Annotated in this window: 21 protein-coding genes; 12 read left to right on the top strand and 9 right to left on the bottom strand. The window is 69.4% G+C overall.

The annotated features are described in order from the left end of the window. Positions 1-12 precede the first annotated feature (12 nt). From BLW44_RS04750 to BLW44_RS04730, 5 genes are all read left to right on the top strand, one after another. On the top strand, positions 13-840 hold the full coding sequence (locus BLW44_RS04750; RefSeq protein ID WP_060927665.1) for an EI24 domain-containing protein: 828 nt from the start codon (positions 13-15) through the stop codon (positions 838-840). Beyond that, positions 840-1,613, top strand: a complete 774-nt coding sequence (locus tag BLW44_RS04745; RefSeq protein ID WP_060927664.1) for a DNA-formamidopyrimidine glycosylase family protein — start codon at positions 840-842, stop codon at positions 1,611-1,613. Before BLW44_RS04750 ends, BLW44_RS04745 begins: the two co-directional genes overlap by 1 nt. 81 nt (positions 1,614-1,694) lie before the next feature. Next, positions 1,695-2,102 (top strand): DapH/DapD/GlmU-related protein, encoded by a 408-nt coding sequence (locus tag BLW44_RS04740; protein WP_053097570.1) that lies wholly within the window; start codon positions 1,695-1,697, stop codon positions 2,100-2,102. 43 nt (positions 2,103-2,145) lie between these two features. Beyond that, positions 2,146-2,883, top strand: coding sequence for a LysR family substrate-binding domain-containing protein (locus BLW44_RS04735; protein ID WP_060927663.1), 738 nt, complete (start codon positions 2,146-2,148; stop codon positions 2,881-2,883). A 56-nt stretch (positions 2,884-2,939) separates the two neighbouring features. After that, complete coding sequence (locus tag BLW44_RS04730; protein ID WP_060927682.1) at positions 2,940-3,665, top strand: glutamine amidotransferase-related protein; 726 nt, start codon at positions 2,940-2,942, stop codon at positions 3,663-3,665. Here the strand turns inward: BLW44_RS04730 and BLW44_RS04725 are convergent. Next, entirely contained in the window at positions 3,662-4,141 is a 480-nt protein-coding gene (locus tag BLW44_RS04725; protein WP_060927662.1) for a hypothetical protein, read from the bottom strand. The genes BLW44_RS04730 and BLW44_RS04725 overlap by 4 nt on opposite strands. Positions 4,142-4,215: 74 nt before the next feature. Between BLW44_RS04725 and purU the strand changes: the two genes are divergently transcribed. Further along, positions 4,216-5,067: a formyltetrahydrofolate deformylase gene (purU, locus tag BLW44_RS04720; RefSeq protein WP_060927661.1), complete on the top strand. Its 852-nt coding sequence runs from the start codon at positions 4,216-4,218 to the stop codon at positions 5,065-5,067. A 9-nt stretch (positions 5,068-5,076) separates the two neighbouring features. Here the strand turns inward: purU and BLW44_RS04715 are convergent, their stop codons facing one another. Next, positions 5,077-6,123 carry an NAD(P)H-dependent flavin oxidoreductase gene (locus BLW44_RS04715; RefSeq protein ID WP_060927660.1) on the bottom strand — a complete coding sequence of 349 codons (1,047 nt, stop codon included), beginning with the start codon at positions 6,121-6,123 and terminating at the stop codon, positions 5,077-5,079. Between the two features lie 80 nt (positions 6,124-6,203). Here BLW44_RS04715 and BLW44_RS04710 point away from each other — a divergent pair, with 80 nt between their 5' ends. Together BLW44_RS04710 and BLW44_RS04705 are read left to right on the top strand one after the other, a co-directional pair. Continuing rightward, positions 6,204-6,476, top strand: a complete 273-nt coding sequence (locus tag BLW44_RS04710) for a DUF6412 domain-containing protein (protein ID WP_060927659.1) — start codon at positions 6,204-6,206, stop codon at positions 6,474-6,476. 62 nt (positions 6,477-6,538) lie between these two features. Further along, on the top strand, positions 6,539-7,351 hold the full coding sequence (locus BLW44_RS04705; protein WP_060927658.1) for a YidC/Oxa1 family membrane protein insertase: 813 nt from the start codon (positions 6,539-6,541) through the stop codon (positions 7,349-7,351). Positions 7,352-7,363: 12 nt separating this feature from the next. Here BLW44_RS04705 and BLW44_RS04700 read toward each other — a convergent pair whose 3' ends face one another. The 3 genes from BLW44_RS04700 to BLW44_RS04690 form a co-directional block, all read right to left on the bottom strand. Beyond that, on the bottom strand, positions 7,364-8,314 hold the full coding sequence (locus BLW44_RS04700) for an EamA family transporter (RefSeq protein ID WP_060927657.1): 951 nt from the start codon (positions 8,312-8,314) through the stop codon (positions 7,364-7,366). Positions 8,315-8,335: 21 nt separating this feature from the next. Next, positions 8,336-9,220 (bottom strand): SDR family oxidoreductase, encoded by an 885-nt coding sequence (locus BLW44_RS04695; RefSeq protein WP_082724578.1) that lies wholly within the window; start codon positions 9,218-9,220, stop codon positions 8,336-8,338. 152 nt (positions 9,221-9,372) lie between these two features. Next, on the bottom strand, positions 9,373-9,720 hold the full coding sequence (locus BLW44_RS04690; protein ID WP_060927655.1) for a DUF7882 family protein: 348 nt from the start codon (positions 9,718-9,720) through the stop codon (positions 9,373-9,375). 192 nt (positions 9,721-9,912) lie between these two features. Between BLW44_RS04690 and BLW44_RS04685 the strand changes: the two genes are divergently transcribed. Together BLW44_RS04685 and BLW44_RS04680 are read left to right on the top strand one after the other, a co-directional pair. After that, positions 9,913-10,434: an FHA domain-containing protein gene (locus BLW44_RS04685; RefSeq protein WP_060927654.1), complete on the top strand. Its 522-nt coding sequence runs from the start codon at positions 9,913-9,915 to the stop codon at positions 10,432-10,434. Beyond that, entirely contained in the window at positions 10,431-10,940 is a 510-nt protein-coding gene (locus tag BLW44_RS04680) for a CinA family protein (RefSeq protein ID WP_060927653.1), read from the top strand. Before BLW44_RS04685 ends, BLW44_RS04680 begins: the two co-directional genes overlap by 4 nt. Positions 10,941-10,955: 15 nt before the next feature. On the opposite strand, the gene BLW44_RS04675 is transcribed toward BLW44_RS04680, so the two are convergent. Beyond that, on the bottom strand, positions 10,956-12,089 hold the full coding sequence (locus BLW44_RS04675) for an alcohol dehydrogenase catalytic domain-containing protein (RefSeq protein WP_060927652.1): 1,134 nt from the start codon (positions 12,087-12,089) through the stop codon (positions 10,956-10,958). A gap of 520 nt (positions 12,090-12,609) precedes the next feature. Continuing rightward, positions 12,610-13,752, bottom strand: coding sequence for a histidine kinase (locus BLW44_RS04670; RefSeq protein ID WP_245647444.1), 1,143 nt, complete (start codon positions 13,750-13,752; stop codon positions 12,610-12,612). Positions 13,753-14,018: 266 nt separating this feature from the next. Here BLW44_RS04670 and BLW44_RS04665 point away from each other — a divergent pair, with 266 nt between their 5' ends. Beyond that, positions 14,019-14,672: a response regulator gene (locus tag BLW44_RS04665; protein ID WP_060927650.1), complete on the top strand. Its 654-nt coding sequence runs from the start codon at positions 14,019-14,021 to the stop codon at positions 14,670-14,672. Between the two features lie 88 nt (positions 14,673-14,760). Here the strand turns inward: BLW44_RS04665 and BLW44_RS04660 are convergent, their stop codons facing one another. Both BLW44_RS04660 and BLW44_RS04655 read right to left on the bottom strand, forming a co-directional pair. Beyond that, on the bottom strand, positions 14,761-16,383 hold the full coding sequence (locus tag BLW44_RS04660) for an HNH endonuclease signature motif containing protein (RefSeq protein WP_060927649.1): 1,623 nt from the start codon (positions 16,381-16,383) through the stop codon (positions 14,761-14,763). Between the two features lie 384 nt (positions 16,384-16,767). Then, positions 16,768-17,169 (bottom strand): GNAT family N-acetyltransferase, encoded by a 402-nt coding sequence (locus tag BLW44_RS04655; RefSeq protein ID WP_245647443.1) that lies wholly within the window; start codon positions 17,167-17,169, stop codon positions 16,768-16,770. 191 nt (positions 17,170-17,360) lie between these two features. Between BLW44_RS04655 and BLW44_RS04650 the strand changes: the two genes are divergently transcribed. Then, positions 17,361-18,644 carry a M18 family aminopeptidase gene (locus tag BLW44_RS04650; RefSeq protein WP_060927647.1) on the top strand — a complete coding sequence of 428 codons (1,284 nt, stop codon included), beginning with the start codon at positions 17,361-17,363 and terminating at the stop codon, positions 18,642-18,644. The last annotated feature ends 18 nt before the right edge of the window (positions 18,645-18,662 follow it).

Raw genomic sequence — 18,662 nt, 5'->3', positions numbered from 1 at the left:
TAGGCTGGACGCATGATCGGGGAGTTCGTCGACGGCATCCGCACCCTCCTGCGTGGCTTCGGCACGTGGCGGCGTCGACCGGGGCTCATGGCCCTCGGCCTCGTGCCCGGGGTGATCGCCGCGCTGGTGCTGCTCGCCGGTCTCGTGCCACTGGCACTGTCGCTCGGCCCGATCTCCGACGCACTCACCCCGTTCGCCGACGGCTGGATCCCGGCCTGGCGCTCGGCGCTGCGCGCCGCCGTCGGCATCGTCGTCTTCGTCGCAGCGCTCGCGCTCGCGAGCGCGGTGTTCAGCGCGCTCGCACTCGCGATCGGCGACCCCTTCTACCAGCGCATCTGGCGGGCGGTCGAGACGGATCTCGGCGACGCTCCTCCGTCTGACGGCGGCGGATTCTGGATGGCGGTGGGCGAGAGCCTTCGCCTGGTGCTGCTCGGCATCCTGATCGCGATCCTCGTGCTGCTACTCGGCCTCATCCCCCTCATCGGCGGCTTCCTCGGTGCGGTCGGCGGCGTCATGCTGTCGGGACGGATGCTGGCCCGCGAGCTCACGGGGCGTGCCTTCGACGCCCGTGGTCTCAGCCCGGCCGACCGCGCCCTGCTCTTCCGAGGCAGCCGCGCGCGCGTGCTCGGCTTCGGGGTCGCGACCCAGCTCTGCTTCCTGATCCCGGGCGGTGCGGTGGCTGTCATGCCTGCCGCCGTGGCCGGAGCGACGACGCTCGCGCGCAGCATGATGCACCGGACACCGCTGCCGCAGCTCGCGCCTCCCCCAGCACCCGCCGCACCCCCGGCACCCGCGCCCCCCACGGCACCCCCTGCGCCCACCGCACCAGGACCTGTCTGATGCCCGAGGGCGACACGGTCTTCCGCGCAGCCAAGCGCCTCGACGAGGCGCTGGTCGGCGGTGAGGTCGCACGCTTCGACCTGCGCGTGCCGCGCTTCGCGACCCTCGATCTCACCGGTCAGCCGATCCGCTCCTCCATCGCGCGCGGCAAGCACCTGCTGCTGCGCATCGGCGATAGCACCCTCCATTCCCATCTGCGCATGGACGGCGCCTGGCTCGTCTACCGCGTCGGCGAGAAGTGGCGGCATCCGGCCTTCAAGGTGCGTGCGATCGTGGGCACCGCCCAGCGCGAAGCCGTCGGCATCGATCTCGCCGAGATCGAGGTCGTACCCACGCGCGACGAGGACGAACTGGTCGGCTATCTCGGGCCCGACCCACTCGGCCCCGATTGGGACGCGGTCGAGGCCGCCCGGCGGGTCGGCGGCGACTCCCGCAGCATCCACGTCGCTCTCCTCGACCAGCGCAACGTCGCAGGCTTCGGCAACGAGTACGCCGCAGAACTCCTGTTCCTCCGCGGAATCCTGCCCACCACCCCTGCGCAGGAGGTCGATGTGCCCGCCCTCCTCGATCTCGGGGTGCGCACGATCCGCATGAACCGCGACCGCCGCCATCGCACCTTCACCGGCGTCGATCGCCCAGGTCAGGGAACGTGGGTCTACGGCCGTGCGGGGCGGCCGTGTCGTCGCTGCGGCACGCTCATCCGACGTGGCGAGCAGGGTGCCGATCCGACCCGCGAGCGCATCACCTTCTGGTGTCCGACCTGCCAGAGCTGACCCGCATCCATGCTCGGGAATGAATTCGAGGCACCCGTGGTTATTGATATATCCGGAGCACTCCGGAACACGGGAGGAATCGTGGGAAAGAACTACGTCGACATCGAGAACGACCAGGGCGCCACGCTGCGATACCGCAAGCACGCCAACGGTCGCGGTCTCGTCGCGCATGGCGCGAAGGTCCATCCGAAGGCGCACATCGAAGCGGGCGCCTACATCGAACCCGGTGCGCGTATCGGCGCCGGGGCGACCATCGCCCGCGGCGCATGGATCGAACCGGATGCCGTGATCGGCGAGGGTGCGCACGTCGACGCGCACGCACACATCGGACAGGGCGCTGCCGTCGGAGACGGAGCGCACATCGGCGTCCGCACAGAGGTCGGAGCGGGGGCGCGCATCGTTCGTGGCGCGCGCATCGGCGACGACGAGACCGTGGCCGCCGGACTGACCGTCGCGACCGACCCGAAGGGTCTCTGGCTCGCGGCCTGACCGCGGGCGATCGGGCCGAGGCCCGACGAGTACCCTGGACAGCATGGCGACTCAGGGACGACGACCGGCGGGGCGCGCCGGCAAAGGCTCTCCGGTGCGCCGGAACAAGGCGGCCCCCGCGCAGCGGTTCCCGGCCCCCAAGCCCCCCAAGAAGACGTCCGGCGTCGTGTTCGACGCGCAGACGGAATCCGAGGAGCCGCGCACGTTCCGCCTCGGAGTCGTGCCGGGTGCGACCCCCGGCAAGTGGGTCGACGCCTGGAAGCAGCGGATGCCGCATGTTCCCGTCGAGATCGTCCCGATCACGGTCGCCGAGCAGCGCGCGGCGGTCCAGGACCTCGACGCCGCCCTGGTGCGCCTGCCTCTGGCCGACGACTCCCTGCACCTGATCACCCTCTACGACGAGGTGCCGGTGGTGGTGGCTTCGATCGAGTCGCATCTGCTGGCCGCCGACGAGCTCACGATCGCGGACCTCGCCGGCGAGCTGGTGATGGTCCCGAGCGACGATCCGCTCGGTCCGCTCGACATCCCCGGAGCCGTCGCGCCCCGGTTCGCTCCTCTTCCGGTCGCGGAGGCCATCGCGACCGTCGCTACGGGCACGGGGATCGTCATCGTCCCGATGTCCCTGGCGCGCCTGCACCATCGCAAGGATGTCGAGCACCGCCCTCTCGCGGACGGCCCGACGTCGACCGTCGCCCTCGCGTGGCGACGGGAGCGCACCACGCCCGACGTCGAGACGTTCATCGGGATCGTGCGGGGCCGCACCTCGAACTCGTCCCGCTGACGTCGCTCTGACGCCCCGCGTCATCGGGCTCGCCGCCTCGTCGTTAGACTCTCGTGGTGGTCTCGCTTCTCTACGTCTGTGTGCGCCCCGAACTCGGGGCGGCGGATGCCGAGCACGCCTCGTTCCGCCGGGCGCTCGGCGTCGACGTCGTCGACCGCCTCGACCTGCTCACCGAGCGCCTGGATCCGGCACGGCTCGCCCGCTACCAGGGCGTGGTGGTCGGCGGCTCGCCCTTCAACGTCAGCGACGTCGAGAAGTCGTCCGTGCAGCTGCGCGTCGAAGCCGACCTCGAGCACATCGCGCGCACGGCGATGGATGCCGAGGTCGCGGCGTTCTTCACCTGCTTCAGCATCGGCGTCGTGACACGGATGCTGGGCGGCGACGTCACCCTGTCGACCCCGGAGTCGGCCAGTGCCACCGTGATCGAGACGACCGCGGCCGGCGCATCCGACCCGGTGTTCGGTCCGAGTGCACCCGCCCTCACCGTGTTCACGGCACACAAGGAGAGCGCGGCCTCCCTGCCCGACGGGGCGGTGCTGCTCGCGACGAACGACGCCTGTCCCGTGCAGGCGTACCGGGTGGGAACGCACCTGTACACCGCGCAGTTCCACCCCGAACCCACACCCCGTGACTTCGCCGACCGCATGACGTTCTATCGGACGACCGGGTACTTCGACCCCGAGGAGTTCGATCTCGTCCAGGGACAGGTCCTCTCGGCCTCGGTCACCGAGGGTGCGGCGCTGCTGCGGCGTTTCGCCGAGACGTTCGCGGCTGCTCGCTAGCCCGCAGAGGCCCGCAGGAGCTCGACCCGCTCCCGCAGATATGCCGCCAACGGCATCCATCCTCCGGCCTGACTCCACCTCACCGAAGCGAGGCCGTCCCTCATCGCGAGCGGCCCGGACTCTCCCCCGGCATCCACCGCGTCCACGTCGATGACCGTCCAGCCGACGTGCACCACGTCGCCCTCGCCGAAACCGCCGCGCAGTGCCAGCGCCCGCCGCTCCGCGCGCTCGCGCGCAGACTCCGCCGTGTACCCACGCCGTCCGGGGTCGGCGGCTCGCAGGACCTCCGCGGTCGCCAGCGCGTGCGTGTCCGTCAGCAGCAGGACGCCCAGGTGCCAGGCCTCGCCGATCCGCACGATGCGTCGACCGCGCCACCGCGAGTCCTTCTCCTCGCCCAGGCCCTCCTTCGGGGCACCGGCGAGCGCGGTCCGCGCCTCCGCGAGGAGCTGTGCGGCGGACTCACCTGACTGCTGCATCCCTCCAGGGTAGGCGCGATTCGCCCGCTGAACCCATCCACGGCAGAATCGATGCACACCCTCGAGGAGCCCCCATGTCCCAGCCTGACACCGCCCGCCTGCTGATCGCCTGCGACGACCAGCCCGGCATCGTCGCCGCCGTCGCCGGTGTGCTCTCCGCGCACGGCGCGAACATCATCTCGCTCGACCAGCACTCGACCGACTCCGAGGGCGGCCGGTTCTTCCAGCGCACCGTGATCCACCTGCCCGGCCTGTCCGCCGCCCGCACGGCTCTCGAGGCCGACCTCGCGCCCGTCGCCGAGCGCTTCGGCATGGAATGGTCGCTGCACGACACCGCCCGCCGCAAGCGCGTCGCGATCTTCGTGTCGAAGTACGACCACTGCCTGATGGAGCTCCTGTGGCGCACGCAGCGGGAGCAGCTCGACATCGACGTCACCATGGTCGTCTCCAACCACCCCGACCTCGCCGAGTCCGTCCGCTCGTTCGGCGTGCCGTTCGTTCACATCCCCTCGGGTGACAAGGAGTCGATGGAGCAGCGTCAGCTCGAGCTGCTCCGCGGCAACGTCGACCTCGTGGTCCTCGCCCGGTACATGCAGATCCTCACGGATGACTTCATCGAGGGGCTCGGCGCTCCCGTGATCAACATCCACCACTCCTTCCTCCCCGCCTTCATCGGGGCGAACCCGTATGCGAGGGCGAAGGACCGCGGCGTGAAGCTGATCGGGGCGACGGCGCACTACGCCACGGCTGACCTCGACGAGGGTCCGATCATCGAGCAGGACGTCACCCGCGTCACGCACTCCGAGTCGGCGGCAGAACTGCAGCGCCGAGGAGCCGACGTCGAGCGCCTGGTGCTCGCGCGCGCGGTGCAGTGGCATGCGGAGGACCGCGTGATCGTGCACGGTCGGTCGACCGTCATCCTCTGACGCTCGGGATCAGCGCTCGTCCGGCACACCGGCGAGCAGCTCGCCGAACGCCTCCGCAGCGGTCTGATAGCTGGCCAGTGGGGCGCTCTGCCCCATCCACAGCGACTGGAGCCCGCCCAGGTTCTGCTCGCCGGCGGCGGCGCGGAACCGGCCGGTGAGCCAGTTCTGCATCGGGAACGGCGCGATCGTGCCACTCGCCTCGATCGCGCGCACGGCGCGGTTGCGCGCGCCGCGCGCGAGTCGTCCGCTCATCGCGCGCGTGAGCACCGTGGCATCTGCCGGAGTGGAGCGGATGGCGTCTCGGTGCGCCGCGGTCGCCGCGGACTCCGCGGTCGCGAGGAACGCCGTTCCCACCTGCACTGCGGAGGCGCCGAGAGCGAAGGCCGCACCCACTCCTCGTCGGTCGGCGACCCCTCCGGCTGCGATCACCGGCACGTCCACCGCATCCACCACCTGAGGGACGAGCGAGAACGTCCCGATCAGCGACTCCTCGGCGGGGCGCAGGAATGACACGCGGTGCCCACCGGCCTCGAGCCCGGTCGCGACGACCGCATCGACACCCGCTTCGGCGAGCGCCACGGCCTCCGCAACGGTCGTGGCGGTGCCCACGACGCGAATGTCCCGTCGGTGCGCCTCGTCGATGACGTCGGCGGACGGCACGCCGAAGACGACGCTGAGCACGGGCGGAGCCGCCTCCCAGATGGCGTCGAGCTGCTCGTCCAGCGGAGGCAGGTAGCGCTCGGGCCGCGCAGGGACGTCGATGCCGACGGCGTCGTAGAAGGGCTGCAGCGTCTGGGCGAACACGGTGTGCTGCGCATTGGGTTCGACCTCGTCGCCGGTGGGCAGCCAGATGTTGACCGCGAACGGTCGGCTCGTCGCCTCCCGGAGCGCAGCGATCGTCGAGCGGATGCGGTCGCCGTCATAGCCGTAGAGCCCGTATCCGCCCAGTCCGCCCGCCTCGCTGACGGCGGCGGTCAGGGCGATCGAGGAGAGACCGCCGAACGGGCCGAGGACGATCGGATGCTCGATGCCGAGCAGTGCACGCAGATCAGCCATGCCTCGAGGCTATCCCCGTCGTGACCGGAGCGGGCGGGGATGACGGGTGGTACCGTCGAAGCAACGATCAGGAGATGTGCATGGGTGAGTGGTTCGGGCGGATGCTCGGCTTCGTCGCGTCCGCGCTCGGCCTCGTCGCGCTGCCGGATGCCGCAGCCGTCGGCGTCGCCATCGCCCTCGTCGCCCTGGCAACGCTCACTCTCGTCGTCGCGCTGAGCCTCGTGCCGCCGACGGCGGGGACCTCTCCGCACCCTCAGCGTGCGATCGACGTCTCGACGCTGCTCGCACAGAGCGATCCTGATGCCGCGGGTCACCCGCGCCCCCGTGCGCCGGGAGTCGCCGTCGCCGCGTAGTCCGTCCTCGTGAGGGACCGCGCGGCTTTCGCCGACCCTTCCCGACCCACGAACGGACACTCATGGACATCTTCGCCTTCCCGCCCCTCGCCGCCCTCCTCGACGGCGCGTACGGCGCTCTCGCCGGACTCTCTACCCTCGTCGCACCCTTCGCCGGCGCATCCGCCGCGGCCCTCGCCGTGGTGCTCGTCACCCTGCTCGTCCGCGCCCTCCTGATCCCCGTCGGGATCTCCCAGGCGCGAGCGGAGCAGACCAGGGCGCGCCTCGCGCCGCGGCTGCGCGAGCTTCAGCGCCGCCACAAGAAGAACCCCGAACGACTGCAGAAGGAGATGCTCGAGCTCTATCGCTCCGAGAACACGTCTCCGTTCGCGGGCATGCTGCCGGTGCTCGCGCAGGCGCCGATCGTCGGCATCCTGTACACCCTCTTCATCCGCACCGAGATCGCCGGCCATCCGAACGATCTGCTCAGCCATGACCTGTTCGGCGCTCCGTTGGGCACCAGTCTCGTGTCAGCGGTGTTCGGCGGCGACGCGTCAGCGGCCACGCTCATCGTGTTCGGCGCCCTCGTCGTCGTGATGATCGCCGTGGCGGAGATCAGCAGGCGGGTGTTCCGCCCGGCCCCGGCCGAGGACGACTCACCGCTGAACTCCCCGACGATGGTGCGGATCGCCGGAGCGCTGCACTACCTCACTGCGGTGTTCGCGGCCTTCGTGCCGCTCGCCGCCGCGCTGTACCTCACCGTGACGGTCGTCTGGACACTGGTCCAGCGGATGCTGCTGCGCCGGCGCTACCCGCTGCCGACGTCCGCACCGAGCACGGCGACATCCGGCACCAGGGCCGACAAGAGGGCCGGAAAGGGGGCGGTCGCAGCCTGAGGCCTCGCTCGTCTAGTCGGGGAGAGGGATCGGAGCCGTGAACGGCCCGCCCTCGTCGTCGCGCTCGGCATCGCTCTCGGCGCGCTCGGCATCCGCGCGGCGACGCCGTCGCCGGACGCCGAGCGTGGTGCCGACGCTGGCCGCGACCACGAGGGCGATCGCGAGCATCCGCAGCGGGGTCGCGCTCTGTCCGAGGATCAGCCACCCGGCGAGCGTGGCGAACGCGGGTTCGAGGCTCAGCAGCACACCGAACACGCGCTGCGGCAGGCGGCGGAGCGCGGCCAGTTCGAAGCTGTACGGGATCACCGACGACAGCACGGCGGTCACGGCGGCGAGCAGCAGCAGCTGCAGATCGCCGGTGAGGGTGACCGCTGCCGGCACCCCGACCGGGATGAGCAGCACGGCAGCGACGACGAGGCCCACCGCCAGCCCGCTGCTGCCGGGGATGAGCGCCCCCACACGGGCGCTCATCCGGATGTACATCGCCCAGAACGCGGCCGCGACCAGGACGAACAGCAGGCCGAGCGGATCCAGAGGCTCCGCGCCGATCAATCCGTCGACGCCGAGCAGCACCATGCCGAGCAGGGCCACCCCCACCCAGGCGGCATCGGCCAGGCGGCGGGTGAGGACGGCGGCGAGGACCAGCGGTCCGAGGAACTCGATCGCGACCGCCGGCCCCAGCGGGATGCGGTCGATCGCGGCGTAGAAGAAGCCGTTCATGCCCGCGAGCGACAGGCCGAACAACACCGCAGCGAGCCACTGCGTCCGACTCCACCGCGCGGGGCGGGGGCGCACGATGACGACGAGCAGCAGTGCGGCGATCGCGACGCGGAGCGACGTCACACCCCACGGGCCGAGCACCGGGAACAGCTGGGCGGCGACCGCCGCGCCGAACGGCAGCGACAGGCACGAGCCGATGACGAGCGCGACGCCCACCAGAGGACGGGACGACGACGGCTGCACGCCGCCCAGCCTACGGCGCGATCAGAGGTGCTTGCCTCCGGTCACCGCGATCACCGATCCGGACGTGTACGACGACTCGGCGGAGGCGAGGTACACGTAAGCGCCGGCGAGCTCGGCGGGCTGGCCGGCCCGTCCGAGGGGCGTGTCCTTCCCGAAGCTGTTCAGTCGCTCCTCGTCCCAGCCGGTCGCCGGGATCAAAGGCGTCCAGATCGGACCGGGGGCGACCGCGTTCACACGGATGCCGCGCTCCCCCGCCTCCTCGGCGAGAGCCTTGACGAACGCCACCTGGGCGGCCTTCGTCATGGCGTAGTCGATCAGGCCGGGCGACGGCTCGAACGCCTGCACGGATGCTGTCACGATGATGCTCGCGCCGGATTCGAGGTGCGGGTAGGCGGCCCTCGCGGAGTACAGGAGTCCGAACAGGTTGGTCTCGAACACGCGCCGCATCTGCTCCGTCTCGAGGTTCTCGAAACCGTCGATATCGTGCTGATACGCGGCGTTCAGAACGACCACGTCGAGACCGCCGAGCTCCTCCCTGGTGCGGGTGACCACCTCGGTGGCGAAGCCCTCGTCCCGCAGGTCCCCGGCAAGGCCCACACCCGTGCGGCCCTCGGCGCGGACGAGGTCGAGCGTCGCATCGGCATCCTCATGCTCCTCCGGCATGTGGACGATCGCGACGTCGGCGCCTTCTCTCGCATAGGCGATCGCCACGGCTCGACCGATACCCGAGTCGCCGCCCGTGATGAGAGCGCGGCGCCCCTGCAGACGCCCGTGTCCTTCGTACGACGTCTCGCCGTGGTCGGGATCCGGACGCGTCTCATCCGTCAGGCCGGGCTGATCCTGCTGCTGTCCGGGGAAGCCCTCTTCGCGATGCTGGCTCCGGGGGTCGGGCGTGCTGTCGGCCATGATGTCTCCTCGTCCTCGCGGTCGGTGATGGGTGTCCATCGAGACTCGCGGCGGGCAGGAGAGGGCGGCAGGGGGTTGACAAGCACGCCGATCATCGACGAACGCGAGGCGGGCGCAGCGAAGGTCTCTGTCGACTCAGGGCAGGAGTCGACTCAGGGCCCTGGGGCGGCGGGAACCTCACCGGCACCCGGTGCGCCGGCGCTGTCCTGCGGTTCCGGCACCAGGTAGAGGCCGCTCGGTGCGTTGGCCGTGAATGCGAGGGCATCGACCCAGGCGCGGTTCACCGACGGCTGCCGGCTGCCGAAGTACTTGAAGACCAGAGAGCTCCCCGGCTGGATCCAGACCGTGGTGCGTCCGCCGCCGACGCTCGCGTCCTCGCGCCAGCTGAACGGGAACGGCTCGGCCCTGCGCAGCTTCGCTGTGATGACGAGCTGCAGGTGGGTGAGAGCGCGATCCTCGATCTCGGTCTTGACGCTGCCCTCGTAGATGAACTTGCCCACGTGAGGCCCTCCTCTGCACAATCTCTCTTTCGAGCATATGGGAACTTTCCGAGCTCGCTCCAGCCGCTCGGTCTCGACCGCCGGGGCGATCGCCGACCTCCCGAGACTGAGGATCGGAGACGCCGAAGTCAACCCCCTCCGACCACCTCGCGTGCACCCGTAAGCTGACTTCGAATGCGAGGAGGCGTGACCATGAACGCACGACACATCGACGAACGCTCGGACGAGGGCTACACCCCCGAGACGACCCACGCGGAGTTCGGCGCGGGCAATCCGCACCTGCGCATCACGCGCGACGGCGAGCGCGCCGAGTTCGCCTTGGAGGCGGATGTCGTGCGGATCGGCTCGGCCGCCGATAACGAGCTGCGCCTCGACGGCGCAGACCCCGTGCACGCGACGATCACGCACGACGAGCGTGACGAGTACGTGCTCGACATGCACGGCGAGGGCGAGATGAACGCCAATCCGGATGCCGACGCCACCCACCCCGGCGAGCGGATGCAGACCCTCCGCACCGGTGCGCGCTTCACCGTGGGCGAATGGACCCTGGTCTACGCCCGCGAGGAGTTCGCCGACCACGGTCGCCCCTACGGCGGGCGCCTGGGCGGCGAGTACTCCGATCAGCCCCTGCAGCCCGAACGCCCCGACTACTCCGATGAGGGGGGCGTCGAGACCGACGCTCCGACTCACGCGGACTCCGCAGAAGAGAAGTGACAGACGATCAGTCGGCTCTGGAGCGTCTGAGCCAGGTCGCCGAGGAGCGTGGTCTGCGCATCTGCGTCGTGGAGTCCCTGACTTCGGGACGACTGGCGAGCACGGTCGGCGCGGGCGAGGGTGCCGGGAACTGGTTCGCCGGTGGAGTCGTCGCCTACCTCACGGATGTCAAGGAGCGCCTCCTGGGTCTCACCCCTGGCACCGATCCGTGCTCTCCGGAGTGCGCAGAGCAGCTGGCCGAGAACGGGCGCCGTCTCTTCGACGCCGACGTCTGCGTCTCGACGACAGGCGTCGGGGGCCCCGGTCCTGAGGGCGGACATGAGCCAGGGACGGTCTACCTCGGATGGGCGACGGCGGAGGGCGTGGGACACCGGATGCTCGCGCTCACCGGCGAACCCACCGAGGTGCTCGACGAGACGGTCGACGCCGCGACGCGGTTGCTCGAGTTCCATGCGGAGGCCATCCGTCCCGCTGGTCCCCGGCGCGGCGGAGCAGCCGCGGGCTGACCGTCCGGCTGCTGCTCAGCGCCCAGGCACCAGTCCGATCCGCAGTGGTGCGCCCGGTGCGGATGCTGCGGCGATCGCCTCGTCGATCTCGGCCAGCGATCGCACGTCTCCCACCGCTTCCGCGAATGGATACGCGCGCCCGCGGCCGGCGAGGAACGCGACGGCCTCGACCAGGTCCGCACCGGTGCAACCACGCAGGCCGACGACTGTCACCAGGCGGCTCACAAGGCTCTCGGCGTCGAGACCGAGCACAGACGCGGGGAGGTATTCGCCCGCCAGCACCACGATCCCGCCGGCGGCGACGCTGTCGATCGCCTTCGCCGCCGCACAGCCCGACGTCTCGATGACGACGACCGGCGCAGCATCAGCTCCGGTCGATGCGTCCGGTGAATCGAGGTCGTGCTCGACGCGGTGGTGTCGCGCCCCGAAACGCGAGGCCCAGGCGAGACGGACCGGGTCGGGATCGACCATCTCGACGAGTGCTCCCTGCTCGACGGCGATCGCTGCGGCAGAAAGACCCACCAGTCCTGCGCCGTAGATGCGCACGACGGCGCCATCGAGATCGTGGTCGCGCGCCGCCCTGGACACCGCCGCCCACGCGGTGGCTGTCGCACAGGACGCCGGCGAGAGCACAGCTGCCGGCAACGACTCCGGGACCCGAACGATCCTCGTCCCGGCGCGGAGCTGCATGTGCGTGGAGAACGCCCCGGTGAGATCACCGTGGATGCCGATCCTGTCGCGGCCGTAGGCTCCGAGCGTGCGGCACTTCTGCGTGAGCCCGGCCAGGCACCGGTCGCAGGCGTCGCAGGACACGGTGGCCGACCACACGACCCGGTCCCCGATCCGCAGTGGACCGCCGTCGACGGCCGTCACGCCGGCGTCGCCGATCGCGATCACCCGACCGACGCTCTCGTGTCCGAGCACGAGCGGAGTCGGACTCGGAGCCTGCCCGAGCACGGTGCGCACGTCCGACGCGCAGACCGTGGACATCTCCACGGCGACGAGCGCATCATGGTCGCCGAGCGCGACCCCGGGAACGGCGATCGTCTCGTGCGCGTGCCCTTCTCCGATCCACACCATGGCCGTCGCGGCGGGTCGCAGTGCCACATCCCGCCGGTGGCCTGGCGGACGGATCAGAAGCGTACCCATGTCGCACGCTCTCTCACGTCGAGGGGCGGGAAGACGACGGTCCGCGCGACGCGCGTCCTCGAACCGGGAGACGGTGCCGAGGGTCGTCCGCGGTGACGGGTGCTGCGGCGCGGAGTGTCATGGGGTCCTTCAGGTCGTTCGAGTGCTCTCGAGCAACCCTGACACCGCGTGAGGCGCCTCGGGCACACGCCGCGGCGAAGTTCACCGGGCGTTCAGGACGGGTTCGCCGACGCGTAGGCTGCAGACCACCGGGCGATGATCCCACAGCGGGACCGGCACGTTCTCCGTGAGGAGAGAAGCCGATCGCGAGCGCGATGGGGATCAGATTCCAAGACCGCGCTCGCGATCACAGCGCTGGGGATGCGCTATTTCTGGGGTATACCCAATGTAAGCCGCCGACTACACCATGGAACACGGTCTATAGTCGAGACCTTGCATAGACTTTCGTCTAGTGTTGGGACCGACTCCCGCGGGATTCCGCGGGAGTTCGAGATCGCATACCGGTATTCCGATATCGAGTTCACTTCTTTCTGGACTGCTCGGCGCGGGCTTCGGGCGCCCGCACCAGTGGCAGCCGAGCGGATACGACCCAGCGGCCGTCCACTTCGCCGGCGTCGAACTCGCCGCTCGCACCGAGGACGCGTTCCGCCATCCGTCCGATGCCGGTGCGGCTGGAGGACAGCTCGCGACGCGGGGTGACGGACAGCGGGCTGCTGATCGTCATCCCCACCACGTCGTCGTCCACGTCGAGCCTGATCTCGACCTCTCCGCGACCCGCGTACTTGAGCACGTTGGTGGCGGACTCGCGCATGATGCGCGCGAGGATGATCTCGGCCGCGCGCGGGATGCGCTCGTCGGTGGGGTCACCGCTGAGCGCGACGGAGTGTCCTGCGGACTCGAACTCCTCCTTGGCCTCGTCGATGGACGCGGCCAGGTCGCCCGACGGCATCCCCTCGGAGCGGGGGCCGTCGTCGGCGAGGTCGATCACGAAGCGGAGGTCGGTCATCGCCTTGCGGGCGGCGATCCGAATCGCTTCCTGAGAGTCACTGCTCGTGCGATCGTCGTCGAGCATCTGCACGTGCAACGACACCACCGTGAGGTGGTGCGCGATGCTGTCGTGCAGTTCGCCGGCGATCCAGCGTCGCTCGGCGAGCACAGCCTGCCGTTCCTGCTCGGCTTTCTCGGCCAGTTGCTGCTCCAGCCGACTTCCCCGGGCGAAGGCCGCGCGGAGTGCGAAGCCGACAGCCCCGGAGACGGCTGCGGTGACGAGGTAGATCGCGATGTTGATGGGGTCGTCCGTGTCCACCATCGCGACGAGTGAGGTCGCGAGGAGGAACAGCCCGGCGTACGAGAGGATCAGGGAATTCCACCCCAGACGCATGATCAGTCCGGCCGCGAAAGCGGCGGCTGTCAAGACGTAAGCCTCAGTGCCGGTGAGGAACGAGAGTGCGAACACGAGCGCGAGCGCACATGTCGCATAGAGAGGCGACCAGAGATAGAGGGCGAGGACCGCCGTGGAGGCGATACCGATCGCAGTGTCGAGAAGACCGGCCTCCGAAGGGAGGAAAAGTCCGACGACATCGACCACCAGGATCGTTCCGATGATCGCGAGAACGAAGATCCGCTCGATCGCGACCAGTCGTTCACCCTTGCCGAGACGCATCACGCGGGACTCGCGTTCGCTTCTCAGACCTAAAGCCATGCTTCAGTATCTCCTATTCGCCAGGTAGATTAGCGAGTAAAGCCAAAGAACTTGCTGACACCCTGCCAAAAAGTCATATCCATTCACCTCCTGAGTTGGTCTTTTGTTTAGGTCTGACTACATCTTCTCGGTGATCTGCCCGCGTCACATCTGCCTCAAGTCCAGACCTCGCTAGCCAAAGGTCTAGGGATGCTCACCGCACGTCGACCCCAGTTAGGCTTCTCCACATGCCGGAAATCCGCGTTCTCATCGTCGATGACGACCCCCTGGTGCGTTCCGCCCTCTCCCACTTCGTCTCTCGCGACCCGGAGATCAACGTCATCGGCGAGGCGGAGTCAGGACTCGAGGGAATCGAAGCGGTGGAGCGCGAGCGTCCGGACGTCGTGATGATGGACGTGCAGATGCCGGAGATGAACGGCATCGAGGCGACGGCAGTCATCAGCGAACGGTGGCCCGAGGTGAAGATCCTCGCGGTGACGACGCTTGACGGCAGCGACACAGTGCTGCCGATGCTGAGTGCGGGTGCGTCCGGGTACCTGCTGAAGGACTCGAGTGCCGCGAGCATCCTCGAAGGCGTGCGTGAGGTGTACAGCGGTGCGAGCTCTCTCTCACCGCGGATCGCCTCGCTGCTGATCAAGCACGTGCGCGACACGGAGCCGGTCGGCGGCGACGACACGCTCGAGCCGCTCACAGAGCGCGAGCAGGAGGTTCTGCAGCGGCTGGCGCAGGGCATGTCGAATGCCGAGATCGCTCGCACCCTCATCGTCTCGGAGGGCACCGTGAAGGCCCACCTCGGGCGCATCATGTCGAAGTGGCATGTGCGGGACCGCGTGCAGATCCTCGTGACGGCCGCACACGCCGGCCTCGTCGAATTCCGCTGAGCCGCTGGCCGGACCGTGGTCGATCCGCGTTCGAGCACGCCGAATCGTCTGATGCGCGCAGCGGTTCAGCCGATGCGGCCAGGGTGGTTCAGCGACCGGCGGCGTATTCGCGGGTGCTGAGTCGCGGGGTGCTGAGTCGCGGGATGCTGCGTCGTGGGACACGCCATCGTTGCTCGGGATCCCACCATCTCGGTCCCCGTACCTGAGGGAGGCCGGCGTCCATCCGGATCTCCCATCCCGAGGTACCGAGGGACCGGTGATGCCACCAGCACAACGGCACACCGTTGTCCGTGTGCGTCGGCCCGCCCTTGGCATGCTCCGTCACGTGGTGGATCTCACACCACGATGCCGGAACGTGGCATCCGGGGATCAGACATTCCTTGTCCCTGGCGATGATCGCCCGCCGCTGGTGCACGGTGAACACGCGATCGGTGGTCGTGATACCGATGATCCGGCCCTCGTCCAGGAGCACCCGCTGAATCGCTCCCGCGCAGGCGACCTGGGCGGCGACCGAGACGGGCACGTGGGCGCCGGATCCGGGAATCGTCGCCCATCCGCCGTTGCCGTGCTCACCGAGCGTTCCGTGTGCTGCACGTCCGAACGCGGCACCTGTGGAGTGGGCGGAGAGGTCTTCCGCATCGACCGCGACGACGAGCACCGGTGACGATCCGCCGAGGGTGGGCATGTCTCGGTGTCGGGCAGCGATAGCGAAAGCCATCATCAGAGCGTCGTGACGCTTCTGCGCCGCGGTGCGGTCGTCGAGCACGCATCGAGGATCCGAGTTGAACGGATCCACCCGCTCCGCGCCCGAATCGACATCGACATCGACATCGACATCGACATCGACATCGACATCGACATCCGCATCCGCATCGGCATCCGCTTCTGTGCCGTCGCTCGGAGTGAAGTGCACGCCGGGCTCAGGCGGGCCGTCGCCCTTGGGGTTCAGGATCGCGTCCATGATCAACTGCAACTGCGCCGCGGCCTCAGGGGTCAAGTACCCGCGGATGGCATGCACGCCGTCCTTGAGACGACCGATCGTGATCCCTCGCCGACGACGCGCATCCTCGTCTTTCGGTTCCTCACCGTCCGGATCGAACATCGACGCGAGGTCCTCCGCGAGAGCCTTCAGATCCTGAGCCGTCGGCGCGGGGCCGGGCTGCTCGTTCCCCGGGTCGTCCACATCCGCATCCGCATCCGCGGCGTCTTCGACGCCCGTGTCGATGCCGTACCCGCGGGCGCAGCCCGCCAATGCGACGTCCGCAGCCAGCCGCTGATCGACGGTGAGTCGATCCCACACCTTCTCGATCGGCCCTGTCGCCGCCAGAAATCCTGCGATACCGACCACGCCGTCCAGCAGAGCCAGTCGCATCTCGGACCATCGCGCCGGCATCCGCTCCCCAGCCAGACTCACCGGTCGCCGCACGAGGGCGACGACCTTGTCGACTCTGATGGCACCCCGCACATCCACCTGAACCGTCCGCTGCAACAGCTCGTTCAGCCCCCGACATCCGGCGGAGTGCGGAAGGTCACCCATGTCACCCGTCGCGACGGTCTCGACGATCACCGCCTCCACGCGTCGGAACGCCGCCCCCGCGCCCTGCAGAACTGTGATCCGCTGCTCGTCGGTCAGTGCCGCGAGCGCGTCGGCGGACAGAACTGTATCGAGGTCGGCGATGACCCGATCCAGAAGCTCCGCGGTGCTGTTCATACCCCCACTCAACACGAGGCCACCGACATTCGACGGTCGAATCGACCCGGAATTAGCCCAGTTCAGCATGGTATTCCGATCTATCGGAATGGTGTGACGACGCATGCCCCCGGACGAGGTCCACCCGGAGGAACTGGCGCGAGACGTGACGCGACTCGGGGCCGGTCAGTGAGACAGGTGGATAGGACCGGCCAATGAGACAGGTGGATAGGACCGGCCAATGAGACCGGTAGATAGGACCGTTCGGCTAGACAGGCACAGGGGACCGCCGACCGAGGAGGAACGGACCGGTGGACGGCCCCGACCAGACGAGCGAGCGGGACCTGTCGGGGGCCAAGCGAGACGAACGGGACCGGCGGGAGAGTGAACGCTGTGACCGGAGGGTCAGCCCGGCGCCGTCTCCGCCTTCAGGAACACGTCGACGGCGTCCTCACTCTCGAGGAGGAAGCCATGCCTTTCATAGAGTCGGCGCGCCTGACTCCCTTGCAGCACGTTGAGGCAGAAGGGCCGCTGATCGCTGGCAGGGCTCTGCGCCAAGATGTCCGAGAGAACCGCGGACCCCACGCCGTGGCCCTGCGAGTCGGGCGCGAGGTAGAAGTGCTCGATCCAGATCGTGTCGAGCTCGACCCGGACCGCGATGAGGCCCACGTCCTCTCCGTCCACGACGATCACGCGCGTGTTCTCCGGAGCGAACGCATCGAGGAACCGCTGCCGCACGCGCACGGGGTCGTACCGGCCGAGGCGCTCCAGATCGGGGCGCATCACGACCGCCCGCAGCTCCGCCATCCATGGAGCATCCGACGGATCGCTCGCTCGAAAGCTCCACCTGACTGACACAGCATCCATCCAATCACTCGATCATCCCGGGACCTGCCGCTGGCGACCGGCAGGTGAACGGCATCCGCGCTCCGTCCGTCGGCGGCGGGCATGGCCCAGGCGATTACGATCGAAGGACCGCCCCAGCAGGAAGGCCACTCATGCCCGTCACCCCGGACGCTCTCGCCCACGCCGAGGATCTCGCCGACTTCGTCGCCGCTTCTCCCTCGAGCTATCACGCCGCAGCCGAGGTCGCCGGGCGGCTCGAGAAGGCGGGCTTCACGCGGCTCGACGAGGAGGCCGCCTGGGAGGTCACGCCGGGAGGCCGCTATGTCGTCGTGCGCGACGGCGCAGCTATCGCGTGGACCGTGCCGGCGGATGCCACCGCACTGACGCCCGCGCACATCTTCGGGGCCCACACCGACTCCCCCGGATTCAAGCTCAAGCCGCAGCCCACGACCGGTTCGAAGGGCTGGCTGCAGGCTGCCGTCGAGGTCTACGGCGGTCCGCTGCTGAGCTCGTGGCTCGACCGCGAGCTGCGCCTCGCCGGACGACTGGCTCTCGCTGACGGACGCGTGGTGCTCGCCGACACTGGAGCCCTGCTGCGCCTTCCCCAGCTCGCGATCCACCTCGACCGGGAGGCGAACACGGGCCTCGCGCTCGACAAGCAGTTCCAGACGCAGCCGGTGTGGGGCCTCGGCGACCCGACCCAGGAGGACATCCTGGCCGAGCTGGCCGGGTCGGCCGGAGTCTCGGCATCCGACGTCCGCGGCTACGACGTCGTGATCGCCGACACGGCGCGCGGCGCGATCTTCGGCAAGGACCGCGCGTTCTTCGCCTCGGGTCGCCTCGACGACCTGGCTTCGGTGCACGCCGGCGTCGTCGCGCTCGAGACGATCGACACCGCCGCCGGCGGACCGATCGCGATCCTCGCCGCCTTCGACCACGAGGAACTGGGCTCGAACTCCCGCTCCGGCGCGGGCGGCCCGTTCCTCGAAGACATCCTGGGTCGGGTCTACGACGCCCTGGGCGCCGATGCGTCCGAGCGTCGACGCGCCCTCGCCGCGTCGTGGTGCCTGTCCAGCGACGTCGGCCACTCCGTGCACCCGAACTACGTGCACAAGCACGACCCCGTGGTGCAGCCGGTGCTCGGTTCGGGGCCCATCCTCAAGCTCAACGCCAACCAGCGCTACGCGACGGATGCCGTCGGCTCCGCCGCCTGGCGCTCGTGGTGCGAGTCCGCCGACGTGGTGACCCAGGAATTCGTGTCGAACAACAACGTGCCGTGCGGGTCGACGATCGGCCCGATCACGGCCACGCGTCTCGGCATCCGCACGGTCGACGTCGGCATCCCGATCCTGTCGATGCACTCCGCACGGGAGCTCGCCGGGGTCTCCGACCTGCACGACCTCACCCGCGTCGCCGGAGCTTTCTTCGCGGGCTGAACCCTCGGGGAGCCCTCA

It is taken from the genome of Microbacterium hydrocarbonoxydans, from assembly GCF_900105205.1.
GTDB lineage: Bacteria > Actinomycetota > Actinomycetes > Actinomycetales > Microbacteriaceae > Microbacterium > Microbacterium hydrocarbonoxydans.
The sequence above is the reverse complement of the archived record's forward strand: the minus strand, read 5'-3'. Positions and strand labels throughout refer to the sequence as shown.

Bases quoted from the DNA above. Each gene is read 5' to 3' on its own strand.
- BLW44_RS04725 (WP_060927662.1), bottom strand. From the start codon at position 4,141: ATGCAGCAGTCAGGTGAGTCCGCCGCACAGCTCCTCGCGGAGGCGCGG.
- BLW44_RS04705 (WP_060927658.1), top strand. From the start codon at position 6,539: ATGGACATCTTCGCCTTCCCGCCCCTCGCCGCCCTCCTCGACGGCGCG.
- BLW44_RS04675 (WP_060927652.1), bottom strand. From the start codon at position 12,089: ATGGGTACGCTTCTGATCCGTCCGCCAGGCCACCGGCGGGATGTGGCA.
- BLW44_RS04660 (WP_060927649.1), bottom strand. From the start codon at position 16,383: ATGAACAGCACCGCGGAGCTTCTGGATCGGGTCATCGCCGACCTCGAT.
- BLW44_RS04685 (WP_060927654.1), top strand. From the start codon at position 9,913: ATGAACGCACGACACATCGACGAACGCTCGGACGAGGGCTACACCCCC.
- BLW44_RS04745 (WP_060927664.1), top strand. From the start codon at position 840: ATGCCCGAGGGCGACACGGTCTTCCGCGCAGCCAAGCGCCTCGACGAG.
- BLW44_RS04670 (WP_245647444.1), bottom strand. From the start codon at position 13,752: ATGCGTCTCGGCAAGGGTGAACGACTGGTCGCGATCGAGCGGATCTTC.
- purU (WP_060927661.1), top strand. From the start codon at position 4,216: ATGTCCCAGCCTGACACCGCCCGCCTGCTGATCGCCTGCGACGACCAG.
- BLW44_RS04655 (WP_245647443.1), bottom strand. From the start codon at position 17,169: ATGGCGGAGCTGCGGGCGGTCGTGATGCGCCCCGATCTGGAGCGCCTC.
- BLW44_RS04665 (WP_060927650.1), top strand. From the start codon at position 14,019: ATGCCGGAAATCCGCGTTCTCATCGTCGATGACGACCCCCTGGTGCGT.
- BLW44_RS04695 (WP_082724578.1), bottom strand. From the start codon at position 9,220: ATGGCCGACAGCACGCCCGACCCCCGGAGCCAGCATCGCGAAGAGGGC.
- BLW44_RS04735 (WP_060927663.1), top strand. From the start codon at position 2,146: ATGGCGACTCAGGGACGACGACCGGCGGGGCGCGCCGGCAAAGGCTCT.
- BLW44_RS04715 (WP_060927660.1), bottom strand. From the start codon at position 6,123: ATGGCTGATCTGCGTGCACTGCTCGGCATCGAGCATCCGATCGTCCTC.
- BLW44_RS04650 (WP_060927647.1), top strand. From the start codon at position 17,361: ATGCCCGTCACCCCGGACGCTCTCGCCCACGCCGAGGATCTCGCCGAC.
- BLW44_RS04750 (WP_060927665.1), top strand. From the start codon at position 13: ATGATCGGGGAGTTCGTCGACGGCATCCGCACCCTCCTGCGTGGCTTC.
- BLW44_RS04710 (WP_060927659.1), top strand. From the start codon at position 6,204: ATGGGTGAGTGGTTCGGGCGGATGCTCGGCTTCGTCGCGTCCGCGCTC.